We start from the raw sequence: 13,337 nt of genomic DNA, 5'->3' as shown, positions 1-13,337 counted from the left end.
CAGATCAGAATGGCGAATCGTCGCGTAGTTATAACGGGAATTGGAGCGGTTACACCGCTTGGCAATAATATTGAAACAACGTGGGAAGCTATAAAAGAAGGCAAGTCAGGTGTCGGTCCGTTGACTCGGCTGAATCCTGACGATTACAGCGCCAAAATTGCTGCTGAAGTAAAAGATTTTTCTATAGAAGATTACATCGAGAAAAAAGAAGCCAGAAAAATGGATCGCTTTACACATTATGCGCTTGCAGCGTCCATAATGGCGATGAAGGATTCCGGTATGGAACTCGATGAAAAAACGGCATTGCGCACGGGTGTCTGGATTGGTTCAGGCATCGGCGGTATGGAAACTATTGAAAATCAGATGAACGTTTTAAATACAAGAGGCGTACGCCGGATCAGCCCATTTTTGATTCCGATGATTATTCCGGACATGGCTTCCGGACAAGTGTCGATCTATTTTGGTGCAAAAGGCATCAATTCCTGTTCGGTGACAGCCTGTGCTTCCGGAACCAACTCGATTGGAGACGCGTTCCGTGTAATACAGCGCGGTGATGCGGATGCAATGATATCAGGCGGAGCAGAAGCGCCGATCACACAATTATCAGTTGCCGGTTTCACAGCCAATACAGCATTGACGACAAATACGGATATCAATACAGCTTCACGGCCGTTTGATAAAAACCGTGATGGTTTTGTCGTTGGTGAAGGAGCCGGTATCGTGATTTTGGAAGAATACGAACAGGCGAAAGCGCGCGGAGCGAAAATCTATGCTGAAATCGTCGGTTACGGTTCGACGGGCGACGCCCACCATATAACTGCACCAGCGCCGGGCGGAGAAGGCGCGGCCCGTGCGATGGATCAAGCTTTAGCTGATGGCGGTGTCGAAAAAACGTCAATCGGTTACATTAATGCACACGGGACAAGCACACCTTATAATGATTTGTTTGAAACAATGGCGGTAAAAACGGTATTTGGCGAACATGCCTATACACTCGGCATGAGTTCGACAAAATCGATGACTGGCCATTTACTTGGTGCAGCCGGAGGAATAGAAGCCATTTTCACAGCTTTGGCGCTGAAAGAAGGCATCATGCCACCGACGATAAATTATGATACTCCAGATGAAGAATGCGATTTGGACTATGTTCCAAATGAAGCCAGAAAAGCGGACTTTACTTATGCCATGAGTAACTCATTAGGATTTGGCGGACATAACGCATCATTGGTATTTAAGAAATATGAATAGTTATATGTAGCCCTGCAATTTATTGCAGGGCATTTTTTTGTACCTTTTTACTGCTTTCCAACAAATAAATAAATTTGTCAAAGTCAGTGCTTACAAGGAAATATTCCCTTTTCTGATTTTTAATTGACAAAAAATTTTTTAAATTACAAAAAAGAGATTGCTTATGTAATGTTTTTGTAATAAACTTTATAAAAGTTGAATTAACAGAAAAAAAAGAATTTTGAGGTGTTCGCATGTCAGCTAAAAATACATCATTCACACAGACACCACTTTTGCAGGTTGAGAACCTTCAAACCGGCTTTAAGATTGATGGCGACTTCTTTAATGCTGTTGAAGGAGTATCGTTTGAAGTTAAACGCAAGCAAATAGTCGGTGTTGTGGGAGAGTCGGGTTGCGGAAAAAGCGTAATGTCACTGTCGATCATGCAACTATTGCCAACTGGAATCGGAAAAATCCGCGGTGGCGAAGTGAAATTTGAAGGAGAGAACATTTCCAAACTATCTGATAAAAAAATGAACAATATACGCGGAAAAGACATATCGATGATCTTTCAGGAACCGATGACTTCCTTGAACCCGGTTTTCACTATCGGCTATCAAATAGAAGAAGTCATCCTGAACCATGAAAAAATATCGAAAAAAGAAGCCCGCCTCCGTTCAGTGTCCTTGCTGAAAAGTGTAGGCATACCCCGTGCGGATAAAATTGTCGATGAATATCCTCACCAATTATCAGGTGGAATGAGACAGCGGGTTATGATCGCAATGGCCATTGCCTGCCAGCCGAAACTTCTGATTGCAGATGAACCGACAACCGCACTCGATGTAACGGTACAGGCCCAGATTCTTGATTTACTGAAAGGCATACAGGAAGCGAATGACATGGCAATTATTTTAATCACTCACGATTTGGGTGTCGTTGCCGAAATCTGTGATGAAGTCCTGGTCATGTATGCAGGGAAAATTGTGGAAAAAGCTACAGTTGATGAACTGTTTAATAACCCGAAACATCCTTATACGGACCTGTTGATGAAGGCCATTCCGAGAATGGATGAAGATGTTGAAGTTCTGGCAACGATTGATGGCCTGGTGCCTTCAGTAATGAACATGCCTGAAGTTGGCTGCCGCTTCGCGAACCGCTGCCCATCAGCAATGCCCGAATGTTTGACAGTGACTCCTAGACTCGGAGAAGTAGCTGCGCACCATGAAGCGGCGTGTCTGCTATATGACGAGAGCTGGCCAGAAGGCACAAAACCTTATAGAGAAGGAGCGTCCATGGCATGACAACTAGAGACTTTATACAAGACAGAATCGACAGCCTCGAGAATCGGGACGTGCTTCTCGAAGTCCAGAATCTTAAAACCTATTATCCAGTAAGAGGCGGTTTTTTTAAAAGGACCATTGGGCATGTAAAAGCAGTGGATGATGTTTCATTCACCATCCGTAAAGGCGAGACACTCGGTCTTGTTGGTGAATCCGGATGCGGCAAGTCGACAACCGGAAGAACAATTCTCCGGCTGCTGAAACCGACAGACGGCCAAATACTTTTTGAAGGAAAAGAAATCACAAAAATTTCGGGGGCGAAGCTTCAAAAGGCCCGCCGTGATTTCCAGATGGTTTTCCAGGATCCATATGCTTCTCTCAATCCGACGCAGATGGTCGGCGACATAATCGCTGAACCGATTCTCAATTATGAGAAGCGCAACAAGAAAGAGTTGGAGCAGGAAATTAAATCTTTATTATCCAAGGTTGGACTGCCGGAAGCGGCATATTATAAATACGCCCATGAATTTTCAGGCGGCCAGCGTCAACGCATCGGTATAGCCCGGGCACTCGCGTTGAATCCAAAATTGATTGTGGCAGATGAGCCGGTTTCGGCACTGGATGTTTCTGTTCAGTCGCAAGTTTTGAATCTGCTTAAGGAATTGCAGATTGAATTCGATCTCACTTACTTGTTTATCGCGCATGATCTCAGCGTCGTAAAACATATGAGCGATCGAATTGGTGTTATGTATTTGGGCAATCTCGTCGAGGTTGCTTCAAATAGAGATTTATACAAGGAGCCGCTGCATCCTTATACACAAGCCCTGATTTCTGCGATCCCCGAACCAAACACGGCGATCAAGAAAGAACGGATTGTGCTTGAAGGAGATGTTCCAAGTCCGCAAAATCCGCCAACCGGCTGCCCGTTCCATACGCGCTGCCCGATGGCAATGGAAGTCTGTTCGAAAGAAAAGCCTCCATTGAAAGAAGTGCGTCCTGGCCATCATGTTGCCTGCGTCTTGTATTGATCAAAAAAAACAGTAGGGGGAAAATCATGAAAAAGAACAAATCGTTATTATGGCTTTTCGCTTTGATTCTTGTCCTGTCTGCGTTCCTTGCAGCATGCGGCGGAGATGATAGCGGGTCGTCCTCGGATGATGCAGACAAAAAAGAAGAGACAGAAACAGAAACAGAAGCAGAAGGCACTACTGAAGGAGAGCCTCAAGCAGGCGGAACTTTGGTGTACGGTATTGACGCTCCACCAGAAGGATTATTCTCATCTGCTTTTTACGGTATCGCAACGGATTTTGAAGTAATTGATCTATACGATGAGCCATTAATTACTTATAACGAAAACCTGGAACCAATTCCTAACGTAGCTTCGTGGGAAACTGAAGACAATAAGGTCTTTACTTTCACATTCAAAGAAGGCGTTAAATGGCATAACGGCGAAGAACTAACAGTTAATGACTGGTTATTCGCACTAGAAACAATTGCAAACAAAGATTATGATGGTCCGCGTTACACGAACGTTCAAACAATTGAAGGAGCAGAAGCTTTCCGCAACGGTGAAGCTGACACTATTTCAGGGATTGAAGTTGTAAGTGATTATGAAATTAAAATCACTTTCGACCAAGCGCGTGTAAACAACTTAACAAACCTTTGGGTATATGCACTTCCTGAATCAGTAATGGGCGACGTGCCAGTTGCTGAAATGTCAGGATCTGAATGGGTTCGTTCCACTCCAATTGGAATTGGGCCATTTAAAATTGAAAATATTGTAGCTGGTGAATCTGTAGAACTTTCTAAAAATGAAGATTACTGGAACGGCGACGTCAACTTGGACAAAATTGTAGTCCGCGTTATCGACAACTCTTCTGTTGTTGGTGCATTGCAAAATGGCGATGTTGACATGCTTTCCCTTCAGCCGGTCTCTGGGCCAGAAGTAGAACCATTGGAAAATGTTGAAATCATTACTTACCCTGGACTGTCTTACTATTATGTAGGATTTAAACTTGGTAAATTTGACAACGATTCTCAAACGATCGTAGAAGAAAACCCTAAATATCAGGACAAGCAGCTTCGCCAGGCGATGATGTATGCACTGAACCGTCAAGAGTGGGTTGATGCATTCTTCTTCGGCTATGCAAACGTAGTAAACGCTCCAGTACCAAGCTCTCACTGGAATGCTGCTGATAACAGCGAATTGAATACTTATGAATACGATCCTGAAAAAGCGAAAACTTTGCTTGATGAAGCGGGTTATGTAGACCAAAACGGAGATGGTTTCCGTGAAGATCCAAATGGTGACGAGTTTATCGTTAAATTCTCACATTATGCTACTGGAAACCCTACATTCGAGTCACGCGCACAAGCAATCACTCAATATTTTGAGGAAGTAGGACTTCAATCAGAACTTGAAATGGTAGAAGTTAACTTGTACTATGACATGATCGAAAAAGATGATCCAGCAATCGAAACATTCTTTGGCGGCTGGGGAACTGGAGCAGATCCGGATCCTTCAGGTCTATGGAAAGCAGATCAGCTTTGGAACTACCCTCGTTACAACAATCCTGAAGCCGACAAATTGCTTGACGACGCTCTTGACATTGAAGTCGTTGGCACAGATCAGGCAAAACGTGCTGAACTGTATATTGAATGGCAGAAGATTGTAAACGAAGATTTGCCAATGCTTTATATCGCTGAACTTGAAGAAATTGTTGCTTTGAACAATCGTGTAGGCGGAGTTGAATATGACGTATCTGGTCAAAACAACCCTGCTGAATGGTTTGTAACAGAATAATACAGGTAAGAAACCTTCAACGATGGGCTGGCATTAGCTAGCTCATCGTTGAAAAATTATATGAAGCTCTTATGCACGGTAAGGGACGTTTGAAAGAAAATAACTCTTACCGTGCCGGAGAGCGGCAACAGAGAACTTTACAGACAAGGAGAGTATAAATGCTTAAATATACGATTAAAAGATTGCTCGGAACGATTCCTATGCTCATCCTTATTTCCATCGTAGTATTTTCATTGGCAAAATTAATGCCGGGGGATTCCCTGAGCGGAGAAATTGATCCATTGAATACAAATCCGGAATATATCGAGGAAATGAGAGAAAAACTGGGTTACAACGAACCGCTGCCAGTGCAGTATTTTAATTGGATTACTGGCTTTGTGCAGGGGGATTTCGGTAAATCGACAAAATATAAAACAGATGTCTTTGATATTATTATGGAAAAAGTTCCGAATACCTTGTTGCTGGGTGTCATATCTCTTATCATCACGTATATCCTGGCTTTTTCAATGGGGATGTATTCAGGCAGGAGGCCCTATACCATCGGGGATAATGCCATTGCGGGCATAAACTATATCATGCTTGCGATTCCGTCTTTCGTAGCTGCTGTAGTTGCCATTTATTTCTTTTCTTTCCATTTAAACTGGTTTCCATTTGGCGGATCGGTGGACATTCTAATTGAAAAAGGCAGTTTTGAATACTATTTAAGTAAATTACATCATGTTCTCTTACCGGCACTAGTTCTTGGTGCGATGGGAACAGCTTCTTATACGCAGTTTCTGCGCAACGATATTATTGAGAATTCACGGAAAGATTTCGTTCGTACAGCTCGCGCAAAAGGAACGCCAATAAGAAAAATTTATAATGTACATATTTTAAGAAATTCCATCATTCCTTTAGTGACATTTTTAGGGTTTGATTTTGCTGCATTGATCGGCGGAGCGATTATCACTGAATCAATTTTTACATATCCGGGAATCGGTATGCTGTTTCTTGATTCGGTGACCAGCAGGGATTACCCGACATTGATGGCTCTCACTATGCTTTTGTCATTCCTGACATTAGCCGGAAATTTAATAGCAGATTTATTATACGGCGTCGTGGATCCACGAATCCGCCTGGATTGAGGAGGAAGCAGAATGGCATCATCAACAACTTTAACTCAGCAAAAGAAGCCGGAACGAAGCTTGTCTCCCTGGCAGATTGCTAGAAAAAAGTTTTTAAAGAACAAATTGGCAATGATCAGTTCGGTGTTCATCATTATAGTAACTTTGCTGTCCATTGCAGCACCTTTTTTGGCTCAGTATTTATCGCCGCTGCCGGATATTGCAAAAGTGAATATCGGATCGATGAATATACCACCCAACAGTGAGCATATTCTTGGGACGGATAAAAGCGGCAGAGATGTATTGACTCGTCTGTTTTACGGCGGAAGGATCTCTCTGTTGGTCGGTTTCAGTGCAACATTGATGGTAATTGTTTTAGGAACTATTGTTGGCTCTATTGCAGGTTTCTTTGGAGGACTTGTTGACAATATCCTGATGCGGTTTACTGATTTAGTATTGACGTTCCCTTTTTTAGTATTTGTTATTGTCTTAAACACAATACTCTACGGCATAGTTGATGGGTTATGGGTTTTGATCATAGTCATCGGAATATTGAGCTGGGGAGGGGTAGCCCGCCTGGTACGGAGTAAAGTGCTCGCTGAAAAGGAAAATGAATACATTATGGCCGCTCTGTCCATTGGCTGTTCACCGTTCAAAGTAATTGTGAAACATTTATTGCCTAACGTCGCTTCGACGATTATTGTTCAGGCAACATTGATTTTTGCAAGCATGATCGTGGTTGAATCGGCATTAAGCTATCTCGGTTTCGGAGTGCCGCAAGCAACTCCAAGTTGGGGAATCATGTTATCCTCAGCTAACGAACCGGATGTGCTGCAAGGCAAGCCATGGATCTGGATGCCGCCAGCACTAATTCTGACATTGACGATTCTTTCTATAAACTTTATAGGAGAAGGATTGAAGGATGCATTGAATCCTAAATCCTTGAGATAAAAAAAGTTCCGCACAATTTAATGTGCGGAACTTTTTTGTGCTTTGATAAAATGGGAAAGTGCTTGGGAAGGGGAGCCTTCTTGTCCAGACTCCAGCGGCCCAGCTCTTCGGGTCATAAGCCACTTTGGCTATACGGCTGAAAAGACGCCGCTTCACCAAATCGTCTTATGCCTTTCAGAGCTTAACGGGCGCAGTCGCTTTTCGTGATTTTCTGCCAAGACCCATTGCGTTTTCCATTTTCTTAAGTGTTTTATTCGCAAGGTGTGCTGCTTTCTCTGCGCCTTCGTCAAGAATATGGTCCAGTTCATCTGACTCCACTAGTTGTGCGTAGCGTTCCTGGATAGGTGCCAGGTGATCAGTAACGGCTCTGGCTACAGAAGCTTTAAAGTCACCGTAACCGGCTCCGTCATACTTGGCCGTAAGTTCTTCTATTGATGCGCCGGTCAGGGCTGCTTCAATCGTAAGAAGATTTGAAACGCCAGGCTTGTTGACCGGGTCGAAACTTACGATACCCTCAGAATCCGTTACGGCACTTTTGATTTTTTTCTCGATTGTTTTCAAATCATCCAGCAATGTGATGATGGATTTCTTGTTGGTATCCGATTTACTCATTTTTTTAGTTGGATCCTGCAGTGACATGATTCGCGCGCCGTGTTTCGGAATCCGGATTTCCGGGATGGTCAGAACATCGTTGTATTTTTTATTGAAACGTTCCGCCAGATCCCGTGTCAATTCAATGTGTTGTTTCTGATCATCGCCGACTGGAACAATATTGGTTTGATACAGGAGAATATCCGCAGCCATCAGTGGAGGATAGGTAAGCAGTCCTGCAGAGACCGAAACATTCTTTAATGACTTATCTTTATACTGTGTCATCCGCTCGAGTTCACCGATCGTAGCGATGCACTGAAGCATCCAACCGGCCTGAGCGTGTGCAGGCACTTCCGATTGAATAAACAATGTAACCTTTTCTGGATCAATCCCTACAGCAAGATAAAGTGCAGCAAGAGCTTTGATATTCTTCCGCAGCTCAAGCCGGTCCTGCGGCATTGTTATTGCGTGCTGATCAACGATGCAAAAGATGCAATCATATTCGTCCTGAAGCTCTGTAAATTGTTTGAAAGCTCCGATGTAATTTCCGAGTGTTACTGTTCCGGTAGGCTGGACGCCTGAAAAAATTCTGTTCATCCCTAATTCCTCCTCAAAATAAAAAAACACAGCAAGCATCCCTGCAAAGGGACGAAGCTGTGTTTCCGTGGTACCACCCTAGTTGCCGTTTCCGGCCACTCTTCTTCATAACGTGAAGATAACGGAGCGGGCTACTGTCAATTTCACCTGCTCAGCTCGAAAGCCCATTCAATGCATTCCTACATCTGTTTTCACCAGCCACAGACTCTCTATTATAGAAGGAAACGCATTTACTCTTCTTTCTCAACGCTTAATATATTGTTCTTATTATAGTATAAGCAAGAAATGATTTGCAATATTATAATTCGTATACTAGCAAGGAAATGCTCATCATCAGAATTGTAACTATCCCGATTATAAGCAGCGGAGCAGCTGAAAAGGGAATAACTTCGGATGGGAGACGCATTTCCTCATCTTCCATTGTACTTTTTCGCCGATAAAATTTCCTCATGCTCATTGTAAAAATATCGAAGGCCCCTGTTTGGACAACAAAGATCCAAGCACCAAAGAAAACTAGAATTCCGCCATAAACAAATGATGTATTGATGTAGGACAAAAGAGATAAGTCTTCTGGACGAATAAAGATGGTCAGGAAGATTATCGCTTGAACTATTAAAATCCATATAAGTGTTTTTTTCAATTTTGCACTCTCCTCTAGATGATTGTAGTAGGAAAAGGAAAAAAAATCAAAAAGAATCTCTAGGAATTTCTGATAAGAAAACGCTTACAAACGTAATATTCAAGCGATTTTTTCTGTAATAAATGTCACACTATTATTATAATGACCGATAAAATATAAAAAAAAGCCTGTACAAGGTTAAAAGAATATGTATAATTAACAGTGTACCAATTTTTCAGAAAATTTAAGGGGGTCACCTAAGTGAAGAACAGCAAGCTATTTTGGCTACTTGGCCTAGTTCTTGTTCTCAGCATCTTCCTAGCTGCATGTGGCGGCGGAGAAGAAACTGACGGCGGAACTGAAACACCAGATTCATCAGAAACAGATACTAGCAATACTGATGATGGCGGAGATGACGCAGCATCTACAGAAGGCGGCGAGCCTGACGCAGAACAAGTATTAAACCTAGTTGAAGGTGCAGAAATTCCATCAATGGACTCAGCAATCGCTGAAGATTCTGTAGCATTCAACATTTTGAACAACGTAAACGAAGGTCTTTTCCGTTTGAATGAAGAAAACGTTGCTGAACCTGCTTTAGCAGAAGGCGAGCCTGAAGTTTCTGAAGACGGCTTGACTTACACGTTTAAATTGCGTGACGCTAACTGGTCGGACGGTACACCGATTACAGCACAAGATTTCGAATTTGCATGGAAACGCGCGCTAGACCCTGAAGTAGGATCACCTTATGGTCCATACATGATGGCTGGCACTATCAAAGGCGCTACTGAAGTATCAGAAGGCGGAGATCCATCAGAACTTGGTGTTGTTGCAGAAGACGAAAAAACTCTAGTGGTTACACTTGAGCGTCCAACTCCATACTTCATGTCTTTGATGGCTTTCGGAACTTTCTATCCACAGAACGAAGCATTCGTTACTGATAAAGGTGACGACTACGCTTCTAACTCTGATAACTTGCTTTACAACGGTCCATTCATGCTTACAAACTGGGATGGTACTGGCTTGACTTGGACTATGGAGAAAAACCCTGAGTACTGGGATGCTGAAACAGTTCAACTTGAAACTATCAACGTTGACGTTGTTAAAGAAACATCTACAGCTCTAAACCTTTACCAGTCTGGCGAGAAAGACCGTGCTGGACTATCTGGTGAATTCGCAATGCAATATGCTGACGATCCAGAAGTTGTAAAAGAACTTGAACCAACTTTGTTCTACCTTAAATTTAACCAAGAACGCAATGGTGAAGAAACACCACTTGCAAACGTAAACATCCGTAAAGCAATTTCTATGGCTTTCAACAAGCAAGATCTAGTTGACGTAGTATTGGCTAACGGTTCACTTCCAGCTAATTACCTTGTGCCTACTGAGTTTACATTCTCAGAAGATGGTGAAGATTTCCGTGAAATCAACGGTGACTTGACTGGCTTTGATGCAGCACAAGCTCAAGAATTCTGGGCTACTGGCCTTGAAGAAATCGGCGAAACAGAAGTAACTCTTGAACTACTTGGCGGCGACAGCGAATTGGCTGGTAAAATGGACGCTTACTTGAAAGAACAGCTTGAAACAAACCTTGAAGGTTTGACTGTAAACTTGAAAGCTGTACCTTTTAACGTACGTCTTGAATTAGACGAAGCTCAGGATTATGACATCCAAAACGCTGGATGGGGCCCTGACTATCAGGATCCAATGACTTTCGTAGATCTATTTGTTACTGGAGCTTCACACAACTTGATGTCTTATTCTAACGAAGAATTCGACAGCTTGGTTGAACAGGCTAAAGGCGAACTAGCTCAAGATCCTGCAGCTCGCTGGGAAGCTATGGCTGAAGCTGAAAGAATCCTGATTGAAGAAGATGCTGCTATCGCACCGATTTACCAACGTGCTACAATGGCTCTTCAAAAACCATATGTACAAAACATCATCTCTCACCCATTTGGCGGAGATTACAGCTACAAATGGGCTTACATTTCAGGCAAAGAATAATTTAATCTGAAGCCACGGTTTTAAAACCAAATAGAAGGAGAGTATATCGCTACTTAAGCTTGATATACTCTCTTTTCTAATGTAGGAAAGTTCACCGAAAATTAACCCTTTTCTGCTAAATTTGAAAAAAATAAGTTTTTGTTTCCATACATAAACAGAGCTTATATAATAGAAGTATTCTATTTCGGAGGTGCAACATGGCAAGATATATTGGTAAACGGATAATATATATGGTGATTACATTGGCATTGATTGCCACATTCACTTTTTTCTTGATGAAGATACTACCAGGTTCCCCTATCGCTTCCGCAGATAAATTATCTCCAGAACAAAGGGCAGTCGTAGAAGCAAGGTATGGTCTGAACGATCCCCTTCCAGTTCAATACTTTAATTACATGTTTGGCCTAGTACAAGGTGATCTTGGAGTTTCAATAAACCAATTTAAAGGCGCGAACGTAACTGATGTTATATTGAGCCGTATGGGTCCATCTGCACAAATTGGATTCCAGGGAATGGTTTTGGGAACAGTATTGGGCATTTTACTGGGAATGATTGCAGCATTGAGGCAAAATTCCTGGGTTGACTATTCAAGTACGGTTGTCGCAATCATCGGAATTTCAATTCCATCGTTTGTATTCGCTTCCATGCTTCAATATTTCTTGGGGTTGAAACTGGGATGGTTCCCTGTGGCCTTATGGAAAGACGGATTTATGTCCAGCGTACTTCCTTCGATTGCATTAGCTATGTTCCCACTCGCTACAGCAGCACGGTTCATCAGAACTGAAATGATTGAAGTCTTGGGATCGGATTACATTACGCTTGCTAAAGCTAAAGGCGCAAGCGGTTCTGAAATTGCATTCAAACATGCATTCCGGAATGCATTGATTCCTTTGATTACGGTCCTTGGGCCAATGGCTGTCGGTATTTTGACAGGTTCACTGGTTGTAGAACAAATTTTCGCGATTCCAGGAATCGGTGAACAATTCGTTAAGTCAATTATGGTGAATGACTTCTCAATTATCATGGGAACTACGATTTTCTTCTCGGTATTCCTGATTCTAGTAATTCTAATTGTCGATATTATGTACGGTATTATAGATCCTCGTATCCGTCTTTCAGGAGGTAAGAGTTAATGACTCAAAACTATGATAAATTGCCTCAAGGGTCTTTTGACAGAATAGAAAGAGATACCCAGCAGGCTGAACGCATCTCAAAACCAAGTGTCAGCTTTTGGCAGGACGCATGGCGCAGACTTAAAAAGAACAAAGGTGCCATTTTCAGTCTTATCCTGTTCGGATTGATTGTTTTCATGGCATTGCTTGGGCCGGTTATCAGCCCTTATTCACCAAATTCACAAACGATCACACACGCAAACCTGCCGCCTAAAATTCCGGTAATTGAAAATCTGGGTATTTTTGATGGCGTTGGTACACTTGGCGGTAAAGAAGTGGATTTATACGAAATGAAGAATGTTGAACAGAACTATTGGTTCGGTACTGATGGTCTTGGGCGCGATATGTTCTCGCGTGTTTGGAAAGGTACTCAGGTATCACTGTTCATCGCATTTGCCGCAGCGGCAATTGATATGTTGATCGGTGTAATTTATGGCGGTATCTCTGGTTACTTCGGCGGACGAGTCGATGACATCATGCAGCGTATCGTTGAGATTTTGACAGGTATTCCAAACCTTGTTGTTGTAATTCTATTCATCATGATCATGGATCCAGGTATATTGGCCATTATCATCGCACTGACCATAACCGGTTGGACCGGTATGTCGCGGGTTGTCCGTGGACAGGTGCTTAAATACAAAACACAGGAATTCGTTTTGGCTGCCCGTACATTGGGTGCCACTGACGGACGTATTATCTGGAAGCATTTAATGCCTAACGTATTAGGTGTTATCATCATCAACACAATGTTCACGATTCCTGGAGCTATTTTCTTTGAAGCTTTCTTAAGCTTCATCGGATTGGGGCTGCAGGCACCGGATGCTTCACTTGGAACACTCATTAACGACGGTTATAAATTAATCCAGTATCAGCCGCATATCTTGGCGATCCCGGCATTCGTATTGAGTTTGATCATGATCGCATTCAACTTGATCGGTGATGGATTGCGTGATGCCCTCGATCCTAAGATGAAAGATTAAGGAGGAAAGCCGA

11 protein-coding genes and 1 other annotated feature are annotated in these 13,337 nt (G+C 42.7%); of the genes, 9 read left to right on the top strand and 2 right to left on the bottom strand.

Annotation, left to right across the window (positions count from 1 at the left end; all coding sequences use genetic code 11):
- Positions 1 to 9 precede the first annotated feature (9 nt).
- The 6 genes from fabF (at position 10) to opp4C (ending at position 7,364) form a co-directional block, all read left to right on the top strand.
- Complete coding sequence (gene fabF / locus DP120_RS07765; protein WP_112223278.1) at positions 10 to 1,248, top strand: beta-ketoacyl-ACP synthase II; 1,239 nt, start codon at positions 10 to 12, stop codon at positions 1,246 to 1,248.
- A 233-nt stretch (positions 1,249 to 1,481) separates the two neighbouring features.
- On the top strand, positions 1,482 to 2,528 hold the full coding sequence (locus DP120_RS07760) for an ABC transporter ATP-binding protein (RefSeq protein WP_112223068.1): 1,047 nt from the start codon (positions 1,482 to 1,484) through the stop codon (positions 2,526 to 2,528).
- Positions 2,525 to 3,535 carry an ABC transporter ATP-binding protein gene (locus DP120_RS07755; protein ID WP_112223067.1) on the top strand — a complete coding sequence of 337 codons (1,011 nt, stop codon included), beginning with the start codon at positions 2,525 to 2,527 and terminating at the stop codon, positions 3,533 to 3,535. The genes DP120_RS07760 and DP120_RS07755 overlap by 4 nt, the downstream gene beginning before the upstream one ends.
- Positions 3,536 to 3,561: 26 nt before the next feature.
- Positions 3,562 to 5,310, top strand: a complete 1,749-nt coding sequence (opp4A, locus tag DP120_RS07750; protein ID WP_112223066.1) for an oligopeptide ABC transporter substrate-binding protein — start codon at positions 3,562 to 3,564, stop codon at positions 5,308 to 5,310.
- 158 nt (positions 5,311 to 5,468) lie between these two features.
- Positions 5,469 to 6,434: an oligopeptide ABC transporter permease gene (gene opp4B / locus DP120_RS07745; RefSeq protein WP_112223065.1), complete on the top strand. Its 966-nt coding sequence runs from the start codon at positions 5,469 to 5,471 to the stop codon at positions 6,432 to 6,434.
- Between the two features lie 12 nt (positions 6,435 to 6,446).
- On the top strand, positions 6,447 to 7,364 hold the full coding sequence (gene opp4C, locus DP120_RS07740; RefSeq protein ID WP_112223064.1) for an oligopeptide ABC transporter permease: 918 nt from the start codon (positions 6,447 to 6,449) through the stop codon (positions 7,362 to 7,364).
- A 174-nt stretch (positions 7,365 to 7,538) separates the two neighbouring features.
- Here the strand turns inward: opp4C and trpS are convergent, their stop codons facing one another.
- Together trpS and DP120_RS07730 are read right to left on the bottom strand one after the other, a co-directional pair.
- On the bottom strand, positions 7,539 to 8,552 hold the full coding sequence (gene trpS / locus DP120_RS07735; protein WP_112223063.1) for a tryptophan--tRNA ligase: 1,014 nt from the start codon (positions 8,550 to 8,552) through the stop codon (positions 7,539 to 7,541).
- A gap of 44 nt (positions 8,553 to 8,596) precedes the next feature.
- Positions 8,597 to 8,808, bottom strand: a binding site (T-box leader).
- A 42-nt stretch (positions 8,809 to 8,850) separates the two neighbouring features.
- The gene (locus tag DP120_RS07730) at positions 8,851 to 9,192 is read right to left on the bottom strand and encodes a DUF3899 domain-containing protein (RefSeq protein WP_112223062.1); all 342 of its coding nucleotides are present in this window, start codon (positions 9,190 to 9,192) and stop codon (positions 8,851 to 8,853) included.
- Between the two features lie 240 nt (positions 9,193 to 9,432).
- Between DP120_RS07730 and DP120_RS07725 the strand changes: the two genes are divergently transcribed.
- From DP120_RS07725 to opp3C, 3 genes are all read left to right on the top strand, one after another.
- Entirely contained in the window at positions 9,433 to 11,172 is a 1,740-nt protein-coding gene (locus DP120_RS07725) for a peptide ABC transporter substrate-binding protein (RefSeq protein WP_112223061.1), read from the top strand.
- A 197-nt stretch (positions 11,173 to 11,369) separates the two neighbouring features.
- Positions 11,370 to 12,305 (top strand): oligopeptide ABC transporter permease, encoded by a 936-nt coding sequence (gene opp3b / locus DP120_RS07720; RefSeq protein ID WP_112223060.1) that lies wholly within the window; start codon positions 11,370 to 11,372, stop codon positions 12,303 to 12,305.
- Positions 12,305 to 13,324, top strand: coding sequence for an oligopeptide ABC transporter permease (opp3C, locus tag DP120_RS07715; protein ID WP_112223059.1), 1,020 nt, complete (start codon positions 12,305 to 12,307; stop codon positions 13,322 to 13,324). The genes opp3b and opp3C overlap by 1 nt, the downstream gene beginning before the upstream one ends.
- Positions 13,325 to 13,337 lie beyond the last annotated feature (13 nt).

Source organism: Planococcus halotolerans, from assembly GCF_003289955.1.
Classification (GTDB): Bacteria; Bacillota; Bacilli; order Bacillales_A; family Planococcaceae; genus Planococcus; species Planococcus halotolerans.
Note: the sequence above shows the minus strand (reverse complement) of the source record. Positions and strands in the feature narration are given on the sequence as shown.

What these genes read in the sequence shown, in the direction of transcription:
- DP120_RS07760 (WP_112223068.1), top strand. Translation starts at nt 1,482, where the DNA reads ATGTCAGCTAAAAATACATCATTCACACAGACACCACTTTTGCAGGTT.
- opp4C (WP_112223064.1), top strand. Translation starts at nt 6,447, where the DNA reads ATGGCATCATCAACAACTTTAACTCAGCAAAAGAAGCCGGAACGAAGC.
- trpS (WP_112223063.1), bottom strand. Translation starts at nt 8,552, where the DNA reads ATGAACAGAATTTTTTCAGGCGTCCAGCCTACCGGAACAGTAACACTC.
- DP120_RS07755 (WP_112223067.1), top strand. Translation starts at nt 2,525, where the DNA reads ATGACAACTAGAGACTTTATACAAGACAGAATCGACAGCCTCGAGAAT.
- opp3b (WP_112223060.1), top strand. Translation starts at nt 11,370, where the DNA reads ATGGCAAGATATATTGGTAAACGGATAATATATATGGTGATTACATTG.
- opp3C (WP_112223059.1), top strand. Translation starts at nt 12,305, where the DNA reads ATGACTCAAAACTATGATAAATTGCCTCAAGGGTCTTTTGACAGAATA.
- opp4B (WP_112223065.1), top strand. Translation starts at nt 5,469, where the DNA reads ATGCTTAAATATACGATTAAAAGATTGCTCGGAACGATTCCTATGCTC.
- opp4A (WP_112223066.1), top strand. Translation starts at nt 3,562, where the DNA reads ATGAAAAAGAACAAATCGTTATTATGGCTTTTCGCTTTGATTCTTGTC.
- fabF (WP_112223278.1), top strand. Translation starts at nt 10, where the DNA reads ATGGCGAATCGTCGCGTAGTTATAACGGGAATTGGAGCGGTTACACCG.